At 43.4% G+C, this 17284-nt stretch carries 18 protein-coding genes; 17 read left to right on the forward strand and 1 reads right to left on the reverse strand.

Going from position 1 to position 17284, the window contains the following annotated elements:
* Positions 1-52: 52 nt before the first annotated feature.
* From JNUCC31_RS28080 to JNUCC31_RS28150, 15 genes are all read left to right on the forward strand, one after another.
* Complete coding sequence (locus JNUCC31_RS28080) at positions 53-589, forward strand: GNAT family N-acetyltransferase (protein WP_192266599.1); 537 nt, start codon at positions 53-55, stop codon at positions 587-589.
* A gap of 218 nt (positions 590-807) precedes the next feature.
* Positions 808-1362, forward strand: a complete 555-nt coding sequence (locus JNUCC31_RS28085; RefSeq protein ID WP_192266602.1) for a GNAT family N-acetyltransferase — start codon at positions 808-810, stop codon at positions 1360-1362.
* A gap of 61 nt (positions 1363-1423) precedes the next feature.
* Positions 1424-1900, forward strand: coding sequence for a GNAT family N-acetyltransferase (locus JNUCC31_RS28090; protein ID WP_163760404.1), 477 nt, complete (start codon positions 1424-1426; stop codon positions 1898-1900).
* A gap of 171 nt (positions 1901-2071) precedes the next feature.
* Positions 2072-3007 carry a cysteine synthase A gene (cysK, locus tag JNUCC31_RS28095; RefSeq protein ID WP_192266604.1) on the forward strand — a complete coding sequence of 312 codons (936 nt, stop codon included), beginning with the start codon at positions 2072-2074 and terminating at the stop codon, positions 3005-3007.
* Between the two features lie 71 nt (positions 3008-3078).
* Positions 3079-4137 carry an alpha/beta hydrolase gene (locus JNUCC31_RS28100; protein WP_192266606.1) on the forward strand — a complete coding sequence of 353 codons (1059 nt, stop codon included), beginning with the start codon at positions 3079-3081 and terminating at the stop codon, positions 4135-4137.
* Between the two features lie 79 nt (positions 4138-4216).
* Complete coding sequence (locus JNUCC31_RS28105; RefSeq protein ID WP_192266608.1) at positions 4217-5170, forward strand: GNAT family N-acetyltransferase; 954 nt, start codon at positions 4217-4219, stop codon at positions 5168-5170.
* Between the two features lie 22 nt (positions 5171-5192).
* A complete protein-coding gene (locus tag JNUCC31_RS28110) occupies positions 5193-5717 on the forward strand; it encodes a DinB family protein (protein WP_192266610.1) in 525 nt (174 codons plus the stop codon).
* A 384-nt stretch (positions 5718-6101) separates the two neighbouring features.
* On the forward strand, positions 6102-6560 hold the full coding sequence (locus tag JNUCC31_RS28115) for a DUF1648 domain-containing protein (protein ID WP_228469279.1): 459 nt from the start codon (positions 6102-6104) through the stop codon (positions 6558-6560).
* A 120-nt stretch (positions 6561-6680) separates the two neighbouring features.
* Positions 6681-7316, forward strand: a complete 636-nt coding sequence (locus JNUCC31_RS28120) for a hypothetical protein (protein ID WP_192266615.1) — start codon at positions 6681-6683, stop codon at positions 7314-7316.
* 61 nt (positions 7317-7377) lie between these two features.
* Positions 7378-7857, forward strand: coding sequence for a GNAT family N-acetyltransferase (locus tag JNUCC31_RS28125; RefSeq protein WP_228469280.1), 480 nt, complete (start codon positions 7378-7380; stop codon positions 7855-7857).
* A 49-nt stretch (positions 7858-7906) separates the two neighbouring features.
* The gene (locus JNUCC31_RS28130; RefSeq protein WP_192266618.1) at positions 7907-8419 is read left to right on the forward strand and encodes a DUF6886 family protein; all 513 of its coding nucleotides are present in this window, start codon (positions 7907-7909) and stop codon (positions 8417-8419) included.
* Between the two features lie 47 nt (positions 8420-8466).
* On the forward strand, positions 8467-9231 hold the full coding sequence (locus JNUCC31_RS28135; RefSeq protein ID WP_267132532.1) for an HAD family hydrolase: 765 nt from the start codon (positions 8467-8469) through the stop codon (positions 9229-9231).
* 173 nt (positions 9232-9404) lie between these two features.
* Positions 9405-9953, forward strand: coding sequence for a glutathione peroxidase (locus tag JNUCC31_RS28140; protein ID WP_192266620.1), 549 nt, complete (start codon positions 9405-9407; stop codon positions 9951-9953).
* Positions 9954-10120: 167 nt separating this feature from the next.
* Positions 10121-10981, forward strand: a complete 861-nt coding sequence (locus JNUCC31_RS28145; protein ID WP_192266621.1) for an AraC family transcriptional regulator — start codon at positions 10121-10123, stop codon at positions 10979-10981.
* Between the two features lie 57 nt (positions 10982-11038).
* Positions 11039-11827, forward strand: coding sequence for an acyl-[acyl-carrier-protein] thioesterase (locus JNUCC31_RS28150; RefSeq protein WP_192266622.1), 789 nt, complete (start codon positions 11039-11041; stop codon positions 11825-11827).
* A 91-nt stretch (positions 11828-11918) separates the two neighbouring features.
* Here the strand turns inward: JNUCC31_RS28150 and JNUCC31_RS28155 are convergent, their stop codons facing one another.
* A complete protein-coding gene (locus JNUCC31_RS28155) occupies positions 11919-14195 on the reverse strand; it encodes an FAD-dependent oxidoreductase (protein WP_192266623.1) in 2277 nt (758 codons plus the stop codon).
* Positions 14196-14340: 145 nt separating this feature from the next.
* Between JNUCC31_RS28155 and JNUCC31_RS28160 the strand changes: the two genes are divergently transcribed.
* On the forward strand, positions 14341-15108 hold the full coding sequence (locus tag JNUCC31_RS28160) for a helix-turn-helix domain-containing protein (protein ID WP_192266624.1): 768 nt from the start codon (positions 14341-14343) through the stop codon (positions 15106-15108).
* A gap of 204 nt (positions 15109-15312) precedes the next feature.
* Positions 15313-17106, forward strand: coding sequence for a sensor histidine kinase (locus JNUCC31_RS28165; RefSeq protein WP_228469281.1), 1794 nt, complete (start codon positions 15313-15315; stop codon positions 17104-17106).
* The last annotated feature ends 178 nt before the right edge of the window (positions 17107-17284 follow it).

Genomic DNA, 17284 nt, shown 5'->3' on the forward strand with positions numbered 1-17284 from the left:
TATACTTAGTTTGTTTGGCTCAGCGAACTAAAAGGACTAGGTGGTTGTTAATATGTTGAAAAAACGAGACTTGCACGAATGCCACTCCCTGTATGATTTGATGGTGGACTCCGCTGTTTATCCATACGTTCGTCATAAGTGCCAATCTTATGATGAATATGTATTTGCGACCAAACAGGTGATTGATGAAGAAGAACAATACACATGTATTTCCAGAACAATCCTTAATGAGCTGGGACATCCCATCGGAACCATCGATTTATATCACATTGAACATAAGACAGGTTTTCTTGCGACATGGATCGGGGCTCCTTATTTTGGAAAAGGGTATAATCAAAGAGCAAAAGAAGCCTTTTTTGCCGAGTTGTTTCTTCAACATGAAATTGAAACGGTATTTCTTAAAATTCGGAAACAAAACATTCGATCCAAGAAAGCGGTTGGAAAATTGCAGTATATCAGACTAGCAAATGAGATATACCGCGAAGTTTATACGTCAATAAACAATACGGAACTAATTTATGATTTGTATTACGTGAATCGTTCTGACTTCATAGCAATTGAAGAGATGCATCATGTGGTTGCTACGTAACAACTAAAACGGTTTTTGATATGTATTCAAATGAAATCCCGCCAGGCTTGTCCTGTCGGGATTATTATTATTTTCTTTGATATTCCATAATTATGTTGATAGGAAACAATAAGTAGGGGTGCAGGAATATGGAAATTAAGGTCGAAAGAAGAGATATAAGCAAGAGTTCAACAGCACTATAAGCAAGTCGCAAAGTAATTTAATTCTGGGGTGATGTAATGGAGATCAAAAAAATAGAGAATCTATCCAATGAAGATTGGCTTCAACTTGGAAGCTTTGGTTATAAATCCACTCAAAAATATGAGCTTACCAAAAAGGAGACACAAGGTTCCTTTAGTATGCATTTAACGTTAATAAATCTGGATGACATCTACGAAAAAGAAGAATTGAACAGTACAGATGATTTGGAACGATATGAAGAAATCATACAACTGGGATTTTCTTATGGAATATATATAGATGGGAAAATCATAGCGCTCGCCATTTCCGAACCACAAGCTTGGAATAATACGCTGATGATATGGCATCTTCAGGTGAATGAAAAATACATAAGAAAAGGATACGGGAGAATGTTGATCAATAAAGTGAAGGAGATTGCCCAGGAACAAGGTTTCAGAGCAATCACGTTAGAAACCCAGAATACGAATGTTCCTGCCATTCATTTTTACAAGCAATGTGGTTATCAAATTGAAGGAATTGATGTATCACTGTATTCAAATAATCATAACCAAAAGGAAGAAATTGCTTTGTATATGAGAAAGAAGATCCAATAAGAGTAACTGGGTATTACCTTGAAACCGCTTAAATCTATGATGTTTGGTGAGGAGAGTCTGCATGATAACGCTCAGAAAAATAACACTAGATAACCGACGATCTATATTTAACTTGGAAGTTTCAGAAGAGCAGCGTCAATATGTTGCATCAAACCTTTCAAGTGTAGCATCATGTTATGTTCTTGCAACCAATGGCGGCTCACCGTTTCCACTTGCGATTTACGCAGATGAGCAACCTGTAGGTTTTGTAATGATAACTTACGGAATCACTGGTTATGATCTTCCTGTTATTGCTGACAATAGCTATTGTATTTTGCGACTGATGATTGACAAACAGCACCAGAGCAGGGGCTATGGCCGGGAAGCATTAAAGAAAATATTGGAGTTTATTCGTACTTTCCCAGCTGGTCCTGCACGTTATTGTTGGATTCCATATAGTCCTGATAACTTGGCTGCCAAAAAGCTATATGAGAGCTTTGGATTCCATGAAAACGGTGAAGTGTGCCATGACGAGCTCATAACAGTATTGGAACTTTGATCTCTATTTTTAGATGAGAATTTTATAACAAAGGTTTCACGCTCAGTTTAATAACTCTTGCTTTCCTATGTTATAAAGTAGAAGTTCAATAGTTGTATTTTTTTACCATACATGATAACGTGATATTAAAACCAACTATTTTAGTTGGAAATGTATTTTGGAGGTATAATTATGACTAATATTGCGAAGAATCTCACAGATCTGATTGGTAATACACCACTTTTGGAGCTTTCTAATTTTGCGAGAAAGTATCAAGTTGAGGCGAAGATCATTGCTAAATTGGAATACTTTAATCCAGCAGGTAGTGTAAAAGATAGAATCGGATATGGAATGATTAAAGATGCTGAAGAGAAGGGGTTAATTAACCAAAATTCAGTGATAATAGAACCGACGAGCGGAAATACAGGTGTTGGGCTTGCTTTTGCAGCTGCAGCATTAGGATACAGATTAATCATAACACTTCCTGAGAGTTTCAGTGTAGAACGTAGGAAGCTGTTGATCGCTCTGGGAGCAGAACTAGTTCTTACACCTGCCACAGAAGGAATGTCTGGAGCCATCAAAAAGGCTGAAGAAATTGCGGCTACAATCCCTAACTCATTTATACCTCAACAGTTTAAAAATCCAGCAAATCCACAAGTACATAAGGTAACAACCGCAGAAGAGATTTGGAGAGATACCGAAGGCGAAGTGGATATTTTTATTGGTGGAGTTGGTACAGGTGGGACCATATCTGGAGTTGGCGAAGCACTTAAACAAAGAAAAGAAGATGTGAAAATTATAGCTGTAGAGCCTTCAGATTCCCCGGTACTTTCTGGAGGAACTAAAGGCGTGCATACCATTCAAGGAATTGGTGCCGGTTTTGTTCCCGACAATTTTAATAGAACTGTCGTTGATGAGATCGTACAGGTAAGAAATGAAGATGCATTTGAAACAGCTCGTTTTTTAGCTAAATCCGAAGGATTATTAGTTGGTATTTCGTCAGGAGCAGCAGCATACGCCGCTTTACAGATTGCAAAGAGACCAGAAAACAAAAATAAAAATATAGTTGTTCTATTCCCGGATACAGGAGAACGTTATTTATCAACAGACCTTTATCCAGAAGCATAAGATGCACGTTATAAGCCGCCGTCACCACTTATGCGTTGTGGTGACGGAAAAATAGTATAAGGGTGAATGCAATGACTGTTGGAAGAAAGGTTGTTGGTTTAAAGGATGAATCACGTATGGATCCGATAAGTAAGGAAACCAGAGAAGTGCTCATTAGTATATACTATCCTTCCAATTCCGTGGAACATGAGTCGAAATATATTTCGTTATTTGAACCTAATAGCACTTTAGCTATTGATATGCTCTCTAGTATGGGAGTGGAAAAGGATTATATTTGTAATCTGGATACAAAAATACATAATGATGAGAGTGTTGATATTACTGCTAAAAACTGTCCCATTATTTTTGTAGCTCCGGCTTTTGGTGTCGTTAGAGATATGTATTCCTTTTGTGTAGAGCATTTAGTGGAGTGCGGATTTGTTGTCATTACCATAGGAGCCACTTATGAATCTATATTTTCCATTTTTCCTGACGGTCGCTTTGTCCAGCAATCCAAAGAGATATCCGAAATAGACAGTTTAGATATTCATTCTTGGAAACAATTATTGAAGCTTAGAGTTGAAGATATCAGTTGGGTTTTGAAAAATGTAGATAAGGTCTTGGATTCAGATAAGGATCTTAGGGCCATAGTCGATATGAATGAAATGGGGATCATTGGTCATTCATTAGGTGGGGCTGCTGCTTATGAATTGCTAAAAAGAGAAAAGAGAATTAAGGCTAGTATTCTATTAGATCCTAGTTTCCATTTAATGACGAAGAGTAAGGAAGAGAGAGTATCTGTTCCGTTATTGGTAGCTCGGCAAGAGAAATGCTCGTTTGAAGAACTGGAAAATGAACTCTCTCCAGACCTATTACCTTTGTTACTGAGTGGGTATGAGGCGTTGTTTGACTCGGGTCCTCTGAATAGTTCATTTATTAAACTAAACGGTGCTCATCATATGACTTTTAGCGATATTCCGATACATTACAACGAAGATGGGATAGAACACAAGCATTCCACTATTAATAAATTTATCTCTGCTTTCCTTGAGGAGCATTTAAAGAAGGAAGAAAATAAATTTCATGAGCTGCTGAAAAATAAGATTAATGATGGAATTGATCAAGTAAATAGTAAAGGACATGTTATTTAAGGAGGGGACTAGAAATGTCCAGATAACATATACCTTAAATATTTTATAGGTAGTTAACATCAATGAGGAGGAATGACGCGTGGAATTAAATCATTGGTCTGAGGAACTTCATTCGTATGATTTATCGAATGAATATTCCATTCAAAAGGCTGATCCGGAAGAATGGGGAGTATACTGTTCTGTCTATTATAATATGGCTTATACTGGATTTTTTAGAGAGGAAGGCTACTTCAATGTTTCGCGGAATAACTCTTTTTGGATTTATAAAGGAGAGTCAAAAATCGGTGGGGTAAGGATGGCACCCAATACGTTATATCATCTATTCTTTATGCCCCCATTCAATGATTCATTTGAGGTACTGAAACTTCTTAAAAGAATACTCATAAAATGGTCTGATGCAACTCAACGTATCAAGATATATGAAATCCTCCCCGATCAAGTACATTTATTTACGAGGGCTGGATTCTGGCCAGATGAGTTCAGATGTCGCTGGATGCAGCGCCCGACAGATCATTTCAATGTGCGTTGGGATCATGATTTTATAGTTAAGAGCCCCAAAATTATCGAGAATGAAACGGGTGCTAAGCAATACATTAATGAAGATGAAATTGCTCAGTGTGACTTTGAAAGCTTTGTAGGCGGTTTCGAAGCCTTACGCAGAAAGAAAACATCCCTTGAAGACTTTATCCCGAACGAAGAAATTTATTACACCAATGAGAACCTAACTCAGGCTTCTACTCTGGTATATGATAAGGCTACTGGACAGCTCGTAGCCAACTGTCGGCTTTGTTTGCAGGACAATCAAGCAGCAGTATACAGCATCGGAGTCAACCCCGCTTACAGAGGAAAAGGACTTGCTACACGCATGTTACAAAGAGCCCTGTCTGAACTTAAAGACAAATATCCAGTTCTAAGGTTATATGTCATGGAAGGCAACGACGCCGAATCGGTCTATTATAATCTTGGATTTGTTCCTGGTGTTCAAGAGATACAAACGATGTATATTCCTGCAAATGATAAGTTACCATCCTGATTGTATGAAAGGAGGAGTTACGGTGCTTTACGACTTAAAAGGCGAAGCCAATATGGCCCCTGTTGTTGGTATGTTATATTCTGCGGTTAAAGAAAACAGCCAACGACTCCAACGAATTACTGACGGTATGTCGCTAGAAGAAATTGATTATAAAGGACCTAATCACAATTTCAATAGTACCGCTCAATTAATAAAACATATCACCTACGTCGATCTGAATTGGGTTTATCGAATAAATGGCCTACCTCAGACCTTAAAAGAGCAACATGGGCCCATGATTGATGAACATGGCAGACTTCCGATGGTTCAAGGAGTATCTTGGAGTATACTTATGTCGACGTATGAAGGTGTCATAGCTATGCTGAAGGATGCGTGTACACAATTAACGGATGATGATTTAGCGAGGATTGTCACTTTTGGGCATGAGAATGAGAAGCAAGCGACCATACGCTGGGGCATATGGCATATCGCTGACCACAGTCGTTATCATCAAGCTCACATTAATCAACTTCGAAGATGGTATAATGCCGCTGTTGAACACCCATGAGAGCCCATGTCCCGATCGAAGGACAGTATATCGGTATTGAGGGAGAATACGCCGATACACAAGAAGGATGATTGCCTATTCTACGATTGGTCAACACGTATGTATGGAGACGAGACCCTGATGTAATATGTAATCACAGTATCACCAATACAGAATCGCTGGAGAAGTTCATTCTCTCCGTTCGTAAATAACGTTATAACAAGTAAAGGGCTGCCTGTAAAGGTGGCCTTTTTTGCTTATGTTTTCATTCCTTACGGCTGTTCAGAAATCATTGGAAAAAGAGGCTAATCCTTGTTAACATGTAATTATACTACGTATAACCAGAGAAGAGGTGGGAAATTGGAAATCAAAGATCGTCCGAAGATAACAATTTCCAGAACATTAATGGAGAAAACGTTAGACATCTTAACTATCCTTTTATTTATTATTGGAACGGTATACTGCTTCCAACAATGGGTGACCTTACCGGATCAGATACCGATTCATTTTAATATGAAGGGGGAACCTGATGGCTGGGGAGGAAAGTGGGGAGTATGGTTGCCCTTAGTGATTGGCCTTGTATTATGGGTTGGGCTTTCGCAGCTGGAAAAGTATCCTCATACGTATAACTATCTGAATTTAAATTTGGAGAATGCGCAGAGGCAATATAAAAATGCACGAATCATGATTAATCTGATGAAGACGGAGATATCCATACTTTTCATTTATATCAGTTGGATGATCATTGGCTTTTCAGGTGTGGACAAAATCAGTCATAATCATTGGCTGCCCATTGTTGTATTCATTATCATTTTGTTTAGTTCCATAGGTTTCTTTATATACAGGTCATTTAAGCTCAAATAACGTGGGGACTATGCTCTGATTCAAAAGTGAAGATGAATACCCCGAAGGGATTATTCAGTATTTCTTGAAGAAAAGATTGTAGACTTACATAGGGAATCTCACATACAAAGGAGAAATGATATGACGGTCGTTGGAATCTTGGGAACGATTCATAATCAAGAATTAAGAGAAAAGTATGGAACGACTCTTGCTCTTTATAGAGATCTTATTACAGAATTCAACCCGGATATGATCTGTGGTGAGGTGCATCCCCTAAGTTGGATGAAATACATTAAGGATAAACAGGATAAGGGATACTGGGGGGAGCCAGCCAGTGAGTATTGGGAGCTTATCTTTCCATTATGCGAAGAACGGAATATCGAGTTTGTGCCAATTGACTGGTTTGAGTTGGATGTCTGGAATGATTTTGATCCATTTAACGGCTTCTCAGAAGAGCAGCGTAAAGCGTTGGAGAAGATCGATGATGAATGGTTTGCTAAACAAATGAATACACATGACGTTGGATTGATTCCCTTTAATTCGGATGCATTTGATGAAATGACTAAACAAAAATATGAATGGTTGGATCAGATTAATCCAAAAGCAAATAACTTTAGATGGATCGTACGAAATCAGATCATGATTCAACGCGTGAAAAACACTTATCATTCGAATCCAGGTAAGAGAATTCTATGTATTGTGGGAGCAGATCATAATTATATGTTCAAAGAGGAACTGATAAATGAACCTATTGAATTAATATATCCCCTACGGTAGTCCAATTTACTAAACTATGAACCTTCAGGAGGCGTATGCCATGATCAGATTGTGCAGCAATATGGATACGGATGCAATATATGAGATCATTAATGATGCAGCAAAGGCATACCAGGGTGTAATTCCCGAGGATCGCTATCATGAACCTTATATGTCATTGGAAGAATTGAACCAGGAAATCGGTGATGGCGTCGTGTTTTGGGGTTTTGAAGATCATCATAGATTATGGGGTGTCATGGGAATTCAGGATAAAGGTGATGTTGCTTTAATCAGGCACGCTTATGTAAGGACTCATCAACGCGGTAGCGGAATAGGGACAAAACTGTTGGCTCATCTGGTGGCATCCACCGACAAACCGATATTAATAGGAACCTGGGATTCCGCAGAATGGGCTATACAATTTTATTTGAAAAATGGCTTTACACTCGTTTCATCGGATGAAAAGAAGCAGTTATTAACTCGATACTGGAACGTTCCCGAAAGACAAATTGAGACCTCTGTTGTTTTATGTGATGGGAAAAGGAACATTTCTGAAATGTAAAAGCATGTTTTCGAGGCTTAAGAATCACTAAATGAAGAGAGGTGATTGTATGCTTTATCATTTTAGCGAGGTTTCAGATATCCAAGTCTTTATTCCGCGGGAGAAACAAAACAGACCTGATTTTCCAGCAGTGGTGTGGGCCATTGATGAAGAGCATGAATATTCATATTACTTTCCAAGAGATTGCCCGAGAATCGTCTGTAAGAAGACTGACACGATAAGTGATGAGAATAACGAGAAGTTTTTCAAACATTCTAATGCAAATATTATCGTTACGGTTGAAAGTTCATGGTATTCGAGGATGAAGAATCAGATCATGTACAGGTATCATTTCGATGACACCAATTTTGAACTCTTTGATCTAACGGCGGGATACTATATTTCTTATCAGGTTACAAAGCCTCTACATATAGACCGAATGGATGGTTTAATAGATAGATTATTTAAGAAAGGAATCGAACTCCGATTTACTCCCAATCTGTATCCTCTAAGAGAAGCGATACTTCAATCAGACTTCAAGGAATTTGGGGTACATAGGTTCAGCAATGCAACGGAAGTATAGCGTGAATTTAAGTATCATAGGGGGGAATTTCTATAAAATATCCAATAATAGTATTAGATCTGGATGGAACATTGCTCAATGCAGATAAACAAATTTCGAAACGAAATTATGAGGCAATGATGACATGCTCTAAACAAGGGATCAGGTTTATCTATGCTACAGCACGCCCGCCAAGATCAGTAAGGTTGCTTTTACCTGAGGAATTGCTCCATAGCGGTTCTTTTATATATTACAATGGAGGCTATATCCACTGCAATTACACGGGTATTCAACAATATGAACACATAGACCCTGCGATCACTACTGAGTTAATAAATTATGGCATGGAGATTAACAATGAACTGGGTTTAAGCCTTGAAGTGGAGGATCAATGGTTTAGTTTAAAAGAATATGATTATACAACGCTTATGAGAGTAAATGAAAACCCAACGATAAAATCATTAGAAGAGCTCAAAGGTATTGCTGCAACAAAAATACTTTTTACGGGATTCAAGGATATAGATTTTCTCAGAGAGAAGTTTGCATCCAGAATAAATGTTTTGATAACTGACGGTGGTAATCTTGTTCAAATCTCTTCAATAAAAGCCTCCAAAGAAAATGCATTGAGAATTTTATGTAAGGCAATGAAAATAAAACTTGAAGATGTAATGGTTTTTGGTGATGATTTTAATGATATCGGGCTATTTGAAATATGTGGCTGGTCGGTAGCCATGGATAATGCAATTGAAGAGTTGAAGATTCTCTCGAAAGAGATCACCGATACGAATGATTCTGACGGAGTTGCGAGAGTGTTGGAACGAATGTTGATTTGAATAATTTTAAAATTTGGGATGAAAGTTATCAATCCGATAATTAGATGGATGTACTTGTTAACGCTATGGTAGTTATCCGGCTTTTTTTAAGATACAGAATCTTCTATTTCGTATATAATAGAAATTCATATAAGTCTGTACAACTACATAACATCGCGAGGTGCACCAATCTTATGCCAACCATCTATGACTTTAACGTAACCAAAACGAGTGGAGAACGATTCCCGCTCTATCAATACGAAGGAAAACCAGTGCTGATCGTAAATACAGCGAGCAAGTGTAAGTACACGCATCAATTTGACGACATGCAGAAGCTTTATGACCGATATAAAGAGCAGGGGCTTCAGATCATTGGTTTCCCGTGTAACCAGTTTGCCGAACAAGAACCGGGAAGCAGCGAAGAGGCGGAATCCTTTTGTCAGATTAACTATGGCGTGAAATTTCCCATGTTCTCCAAAATGGATGTCAATGGGGAAACGGCACACCCGCTGTATGACTTCCTGAAGAAATCAGGCCCTTTTGCAGGCTTTGATGAGACGGATGTGCAAGCAAAGTTGTTGAAGCTGATGGTGGCGGACAAAGCACCGGAATGGTTGCATGGGGATGCAATCAAGTGGAACTTTACGAAGTTTCTGATTGATGCTAATGGGCATGTGGTAAAACGTTTTGAACCTGTTGACTCGATTGACGAGATCCAGGCGAGTATTGAACAGCTTCTTTAGATATCATTTACTGTAATCATTCTTTTACAATCCCAAAGGGCCATGACATGTACCGTACAAACGGAGACATGCATGGCCCTCTATATTTCAGACAGTAGAGTACTATCCGAGCCGACGTGAAACAGGTAAAATGGAAAGAACTTCTCCAGAACAGGAGGTGCTTGGATATGCCCAGTATGATGCAATTTAGTGCTCCACTGGAATATAGCTACCGCTCTACCAGCACATATGAGCCTGGAGTATCTTACGGATTTCATTCGCATCCCCATTACGAGGTGTATTATTTTCATGATGGAGAGTGCACATATCTTATTGGGGATCGAGTATACAATCTTGAACCGGGTGATCTGGTCCTGATGCATGGGATGACCCTACATCGTCCGCATCCACTGCCAGGCAGGCCTTATGTGCGAACAACATTGCATTTTGACCCCTCGGCCCTTCGCAGCAGCCTGCACCCGGATCGGATCAATGATGTGCTGAAGCCGTTCGAAGAATTAAGAAATTGCCGAATCAATCTGACGGGGAATGTCCGCTCTGAATTTGAAGCATTGCTGCTGGATCTTCATCAGCTTACGGTAAATCCGGGGGAGTTCAAAGAGGAACGGATGAACGTTCGTTTATGTGATCTGTTGTATGTTATCGCCGGGATTTGCCAAGGCAGTGTGAAGGAACACAGCCCTTCTTCCGAGAAGGAGCGACATGTACAGCATATCATTGGGTATGTCGAGACCCATTATATGAAGGATATTGGCCTGGATGATCTGGCAAGTGAGCTTCATCTGTCCAAGCCTTATTTGGCAGGACTTTTCAAAGAAATGACGGGCAGCACCATATTTAAATATGTGTATGATCGTCGCATTAATCAGGCCAAGCTGTTATTCCAGTTCCAGCCGGATATCAGCGTGACAGAAGCCAGCCGGTCGGCAGGGTTCAAACGTTTGTCCCATTTCAGTCGAATGTTCAAACAAAGTGTAGGGTGCACACCTGATCAGTATCGCAGTCGTATACATCGAACGCATGATTAATGTGGGGTTACGGATCAGAAATTTTACAAGTTGCCCAGCCTGAGGAGGTTTACTCACATGCAATCTGAACAACCATTCAAGCTTCATTACCGGATTGGATCAGCCGATGCAGACTACCGATCACAATGTCGCCCATCGGCCTTACTAGAACATATGCAGTTGGCAGCAGACCGCGATTTTGCTGGCATGGGCGTTACCGTGTCGCAGATGCTGGATCAGGGGTTAGGTTGGATGCTGTTAACAACAGATGTCACGATGATGCGTCCAGCCCGATTGGAAGAAGAAGTATCCTTGCAGACATGGCACAAAGAAAATAAAGGTGTGACATGGTTAAGGGATTATATTCTTACAGATCGGGAGGGAACACATCTGGCTGAGGCTCGCACGGCTTGGGCTTTGGTCGATCTGAAGAGACGCAGAGTCGTCAGACCATCAGCTCTTCCTTTTGAAGTGAAATCGCATCCTGATATATCATTAGGTGAACCGCCTGCCAAAGTGACGGTTCCCTCTGAACTCAGCTTGCAGGAACAATATCGTTTAACTGTACAATACAGCAGCACGGACAGTAATGGGCACATGAACAATGCTCGGTATGCTGACGTATGTTGTGATGCATTAACATTGAATGAACTGGCAGCAGGTATGATACGTCTGCAAATTTCATATCATCGTGAGATTCGCATGCAGGAGAAGATGATCGTCGAGCGTTCAGCTGTTACGGACGGAGCTGTGTGGGTCCGAGGTAGATTGGCTGCGGAGCATGAAAGTACTATTTTTGAGGCGAAATTGAGTCTTGGGGATTTCTCCACTCCGCCCGTTGAGGAATTAAATGAATTAACTACCTAAATTTAAATTCGGAGAATGCTGAACGACAATTAAATATAACCCCCTAGAATTCATGGGAAATTTCAGGGGGTTATTCCATTGCTTTTTGCGTTCAGCTCTTGCCTGTCACTGTTGGCTCCCCATACGCCCGAATCTCAATCAACTCCGCGTACCTGCTGCCATTGGTGGCATCAATGATTACCTTAAGCGCCTGTGCATACACAGGTGTATCTAAGGAATGAATGACTTTTCTTCTGCGGTTTTCCGTTACGTTTATAATCTCGATCCACTCGCCAGACAGAGCGAGTACCTCGACTCGATAATCGCGCACAAGTTCAGGCATGACCCGGAATGTCGTGTGATGGTGATGCAGATTAACCAGATCCTCGTTCACATCATCATTGAAGGTCAAGTGCAGTTCAGCCAAGGTTTGTGGCTCTTCCCAGGTCAGCTGCACCCATTCCGGCTTGCCAGACTGCATCGGCTGCGACATCCACTGCTGTGGCCCACCGTAAGGGCGATGGTAACCGTTGACTGTGTTGTCCGCCGAGTAAGCACCGCTAATGGAGAGGGTACGACAGCAGAATGGCTGACGCGCCAACCCTTGCATGGACCACAATACGACAGGCTGATCCGTGGCATGATCCTCCAGATTCTTGGACACATGGTTCTCTTCTGTTCTGAAGAAGATCAGTACCCCGCTGTGTGCTTCCGTGGAATGGTAGAGGGAGATAGTTTCATTCGCCCGGATGATCATAAAAGCATTCTGCGGTTCTTCCGGTCGCCATTCGAGCGGAAGCTCCACCCACTGCGCATTTCCTTTTGTAACGTTAACAGTCGCCGTAACTTGTAACGTATGCGGGACGTAGTTCTCCTTACGCCCCGTATCCCACAGCTCTACCGTCAGCGCGGTATCGCTGGATGCATCCAGCAGCAGCTCCAAGCCGCTGAGCATTGGATGCACGGGCAGCAGCAGGGCGGCATCCGTACCCAGCGGGTACGTCTCGCCAGGCTGCTCAAGAGCGATGCCCGTCAGCGTGCTGGAGGCTGTAGCCTTGGCACGCCGGGCCAGATCCAGCTCATCCTGGCTGCGCACCCCGATGATGGAAGCGTCCTGTCGCAGCAACGTCTGCTGCAGTACCGCCAGATGTCTCGCGTGCAGCTCGCGCGGCGACACCCCCATGGCCGCGCAGAGCGCCGCGCCCGTACCCGCGGCTTCGCCGATGACCGCGCATGTGGCCATGACGCGGGTCGTGCCGAAGGCGACATGTGATGCGCTAATGTCGCGCCCGGCCATGAGCATATTCCGCACATTGGCGGAATACAACGAGCGGAACGGCACGTGATACACGCCGTCGGCATGCATATGCCTCGAGCCGCTCGCTTCGGCGTACATGCCCTGCGGGGGATGCAGGTCAATGGACCAGCCGCCAAAAGCAACGGCATCCGGGAACTCCCGCTGGCTGATAATATCGTTCTGGGTGAGCACATAGTCACCCGTGAAGCGGCGGTACTCCCTTTTACCAGGCAGAGAACCGATCCACTCCAGCGTCATATGGTCTGCATCGAACTTGCCGGAGTTCTTGATATAGTCCCAGATCCCGTAGATCACGGACCACAGTTCATCACGGATCAGCTCATTGTCATGAACGGTGTCATGTTCACCGCCCCATTCAATCCACCAGTAATGACAACCGGAATCCCCGCTGCGAATGACCCGGCGAATCGGAATGCTGGTCTGTGTAATATCCTTGGCAAAAGAAGGCGGGATATAACGGACAGGTGCACCAGCATCCTTGGTATAAAAAAGGAGCGTACTGCCCAGCGTGATTTGATCAGCCACCTCTGGTGCCCACTCTTCACCATATTCGCTGCGGGCTTCCCGGCCGAGTGCGAACTTGGCACCTGCCAGAAAGCCAACCAGTCCATCGCCCGTACAGTCCAGATAGATCTGACTTTCAAATCGGATTTTGCGTTCAGATCCCATCATCCACCCGGTAACAGAGGTGATCATGCGTTCCTCTCCATCCCCGGTGGCCTCCACTTCATGGACATCCGTGTTCAGGTACAGGCTGATGTTGGATTCAGCTCGAACGGCTTCCAGAATGATCAAATCCCACAGATAGGGATTACCCTCCGGATTACGATACTGATTCTCTACAAATAGTTCCCCCATGATGCCAGTCTCGCGAGCATAGCGATTAATTCCGTGGGCGGTAGCGCCACAGACCCACACACGTACTTCACTGCTGGAATTGCCGCCGAGCACGGGACGATTCTGCACCAGAGCGACCTGTTGGCCCAGGCGGGCTGCAGATATGGCCGCACACACGCCAGCTAGTCCGCCTCCGATAACGGTGATATCCGGTTTAACGAGTTCGTGCTTCATACGAACACCTCTCTCATTGAAAATGGATGAGCCTAAGCTCCTATTTCATATCTATAATTTCATATTAGTTTTATATATTTACTTTTCAAATGCACTATATTATCATCGAGCATATACTTTATTTCACAACAAAGGCAGGTGTATCATGGACCTCCTTAATCACATCTACTGGAAGAAGAAAGCTGAATTTGCTCTGACAGAAGATATCTACGATGCTTGGGTGGTCTTTGCCGTTGAAGAGGGCGTATTTCGGTATGAGATAGGTGGACAGACAGGAGAGGCGGGTTTTGCTGATCTGGTGTTATGTCCGCCCCGCGTTCCTTTTCGCAGAGAGACGGTAACCCCACTGACGTTTCACTATATGCAGTTCAGTTGTAACGCCGCAGAGGATGAGGATATTTTGCCGCCGATTGGAAAATCCCTCATCAATGATACGAAGCGTCTGGCTTCAACATATGCCTATCTGCGTCAGGCGAGCGAGGACAACGATGAGGCTACAACAGGATGGAAGACCCATCTGATGATGGATTTGTGGCGGCTGTATAATTGGGAGCGCAGACAGAGCAGGCTGATGGAACGGAAGTTCACGGAGGATGCTCTCATGGCTGAAGCGGCAGTTTTGTTGGAGGAATGGGCAGGAGAGGCGGTCAGTCTCCGAGCATTGGCCGAACATTTGGCTTTGAGTCCAGTTCAGCTCACCCGAAGGTTCCGTGAGGCCTTTCAGGAAACACCATCCGATTATCTGAAAGCGATTCGTCTCAAAAAGGCAAAAGCCTTGCTGGCAGATAGCCGTCTGACCCTTACGCAAATTGCGGAGAGATGTGGGTATGAGAACGGATTTTATCTGAGCCGCGTATTTTCATCCACATTGGGGATTAGCCCCTCGGAATACCGAAGACGACATCAAGTATGAGATAAGGGCCCATCCATCCATTCATTTCTTTCTTACACCAATAGATCATATCTGTGCATTTCTCTTGAATGCAGGCAACGAATATCACATATCCATGCAAATCATTCGACTCCGGCTGTAAATGGCAGGCAGGTGCTATAATGGGTTCATTAATTGTAGGGGAGCGAGCATAAAGGAATGAAGAAGCCAAACTGGAAGAGTTGGTTGCCACAGCGACTGAGGTACCGCCTGTTCGGTGCGTTTGTGGTGTTGATTCTTTTGCCGTTCAGTGCATTGAATGTCTACAATTATCAGCAGATTGAATCGCTGGTCGAGCAGAAAATCAGTGAGCAGAGTCATGAGCAGATGGTACAGATGTACCGCTCTCTGGAGGACCAGATGAGCATCGCTTTCAAAACACTCATTTTTCTGGAACAGGATTCTGCGGTAAGAAGTGTGCTAACTTCCCCGGACAATCGTACGCCGCTTGAGAACAAGTCGTTGGTGGAAGAGAAGTTTAAAATGATCAACAACAGTTTCTTTCTATATAATCCTTCCGTGTATTTTACCTTGCTGGATTTTCATGATAGCGTTTACACTTCGTATTTGCCCAAAAAAGCACTGGCGTACGGCCCCTATCTGGAACAATTCCGCGAGCGTCTGGGGGAAATAACCATTCCAAAAGGCGGTGCGGATTCACATTCGCTTCAACCGGAAGAACTTTTTTATCGCTGGGATGCCAGAGATACTAACCCTTTGCTCAGGGAGTTATCCTCCAGCCCGTACCTCTTGTCACTGTATGCATACATGAAAGATAGCGGCGGCAAGCGATACGGACTGGCACGAATTAGCATTGATTATTCCTACTGGTTCCAGACCATGTTGAAGGATTCACAGAGTAACCAGGAGTATTATCTTATTACGGGTAGTGGGGAGACTATTGCCCGTTCATCCCAAACTGCTGCCCTCTCCCCGGAGGTTACGCGTGAAATAGCTCTACATCCGGCAGAGGCTTATCTGACCGATCCAGCTTCGGATACGCTGATTAACTACGTATATATCGAATCACTGGACTGGTATATGGTGAATCGGATTCCGCTATCGATCCTCTTTACAGAGATATCCGAACTCAAACAGCGTTACTTTCTGACCTTTTTTGGTTTCACAGGAGCATTTGTAGTGATGGCTTTTATGATCTCGGCTACGTTCACGCGCCCTTTGTCGCATCTACAGAGACAGATGAAGGAGGTTGTCCGCAAAAACCTCAAGATTCGTATTCCTGAGGGCCACAGCCGTGGCGAAGTGCTGGAACTGACACGTACGTTCAATACGATGCTGGACGATGCCAATCAGATGATTGCCAGACTCAAGACGGAGGAACGCCAGAAGGAAGCGGTACATTTTCATATGCTCCTGGCTCAGATGAATCCTCACTTTCTCCTGAATACATTGAATACAATGAAATGGAGTGCGATCCGCAGCGGGAATGAGGAGATCTCCGAGATGTGTGTTTCCTTGGGCAAATTACTGGAGGTCAGCCTGAATTCACAGGTCGAATTGGTATATCTGAAAGATGAGATCGAGTTGGTCCAAGCCTACCTTCATATCCAGCGGATTCGTTACCGCGATAGCTTTGAAGTGACCTGTGACTTTGATGATAAGCTGGAGTATGCGCTGGTGCCCAAGCTGAGCTTGCAGCCACTGGTGGAGAATGCAATTCACCACGGTGTCGGGCCACTGGAGCAGCTTGGGCAGATCCGTATCAGAATTTATAGGCAAGACACAGGAACACTGATGCTGGAGGTGGCAGACAACGGAATCGGAATGGAGGAATCTCGACGTTTGCAGGTAACCCGGACACGTCCGGGGATCGGCCTGTCCAACCTCAGGGAACGATTGCGGTTATTGTTCAAAGGTCAAAGTAAACTTGAAGTGATCGATACCAAGCCGGGGACATTAGTTAGGTTCAGCATTCCTTTTTTATTGTCGACGCCTTATGTACAGAAGCGGTCTGACTAGGGCGTGTCTGAAAACTCCGAAGGAAGCAGATTTTGCTGAATTTTCGTTCCAAGCAAGGAAGTTTTCCGCAGGCGTGCCGGGGCACGTCAAGGGGAAGTGACGCAGCATGGGGCGAAAAGGCGGTAAAAGATGCACTTCGCGAGTTTTGAGACACGTCCTACACGACTGGAGAGGGGAA

This window comes from Paenibacillus sp. JNUCC-31 (genome assembly GCF_014844075.1).
Classification (GTDB): domain Bacteria; phylum Bacillota; class Bacilli; order Paenibacillales; family Paenibacillaceae; genus Paenibacillus.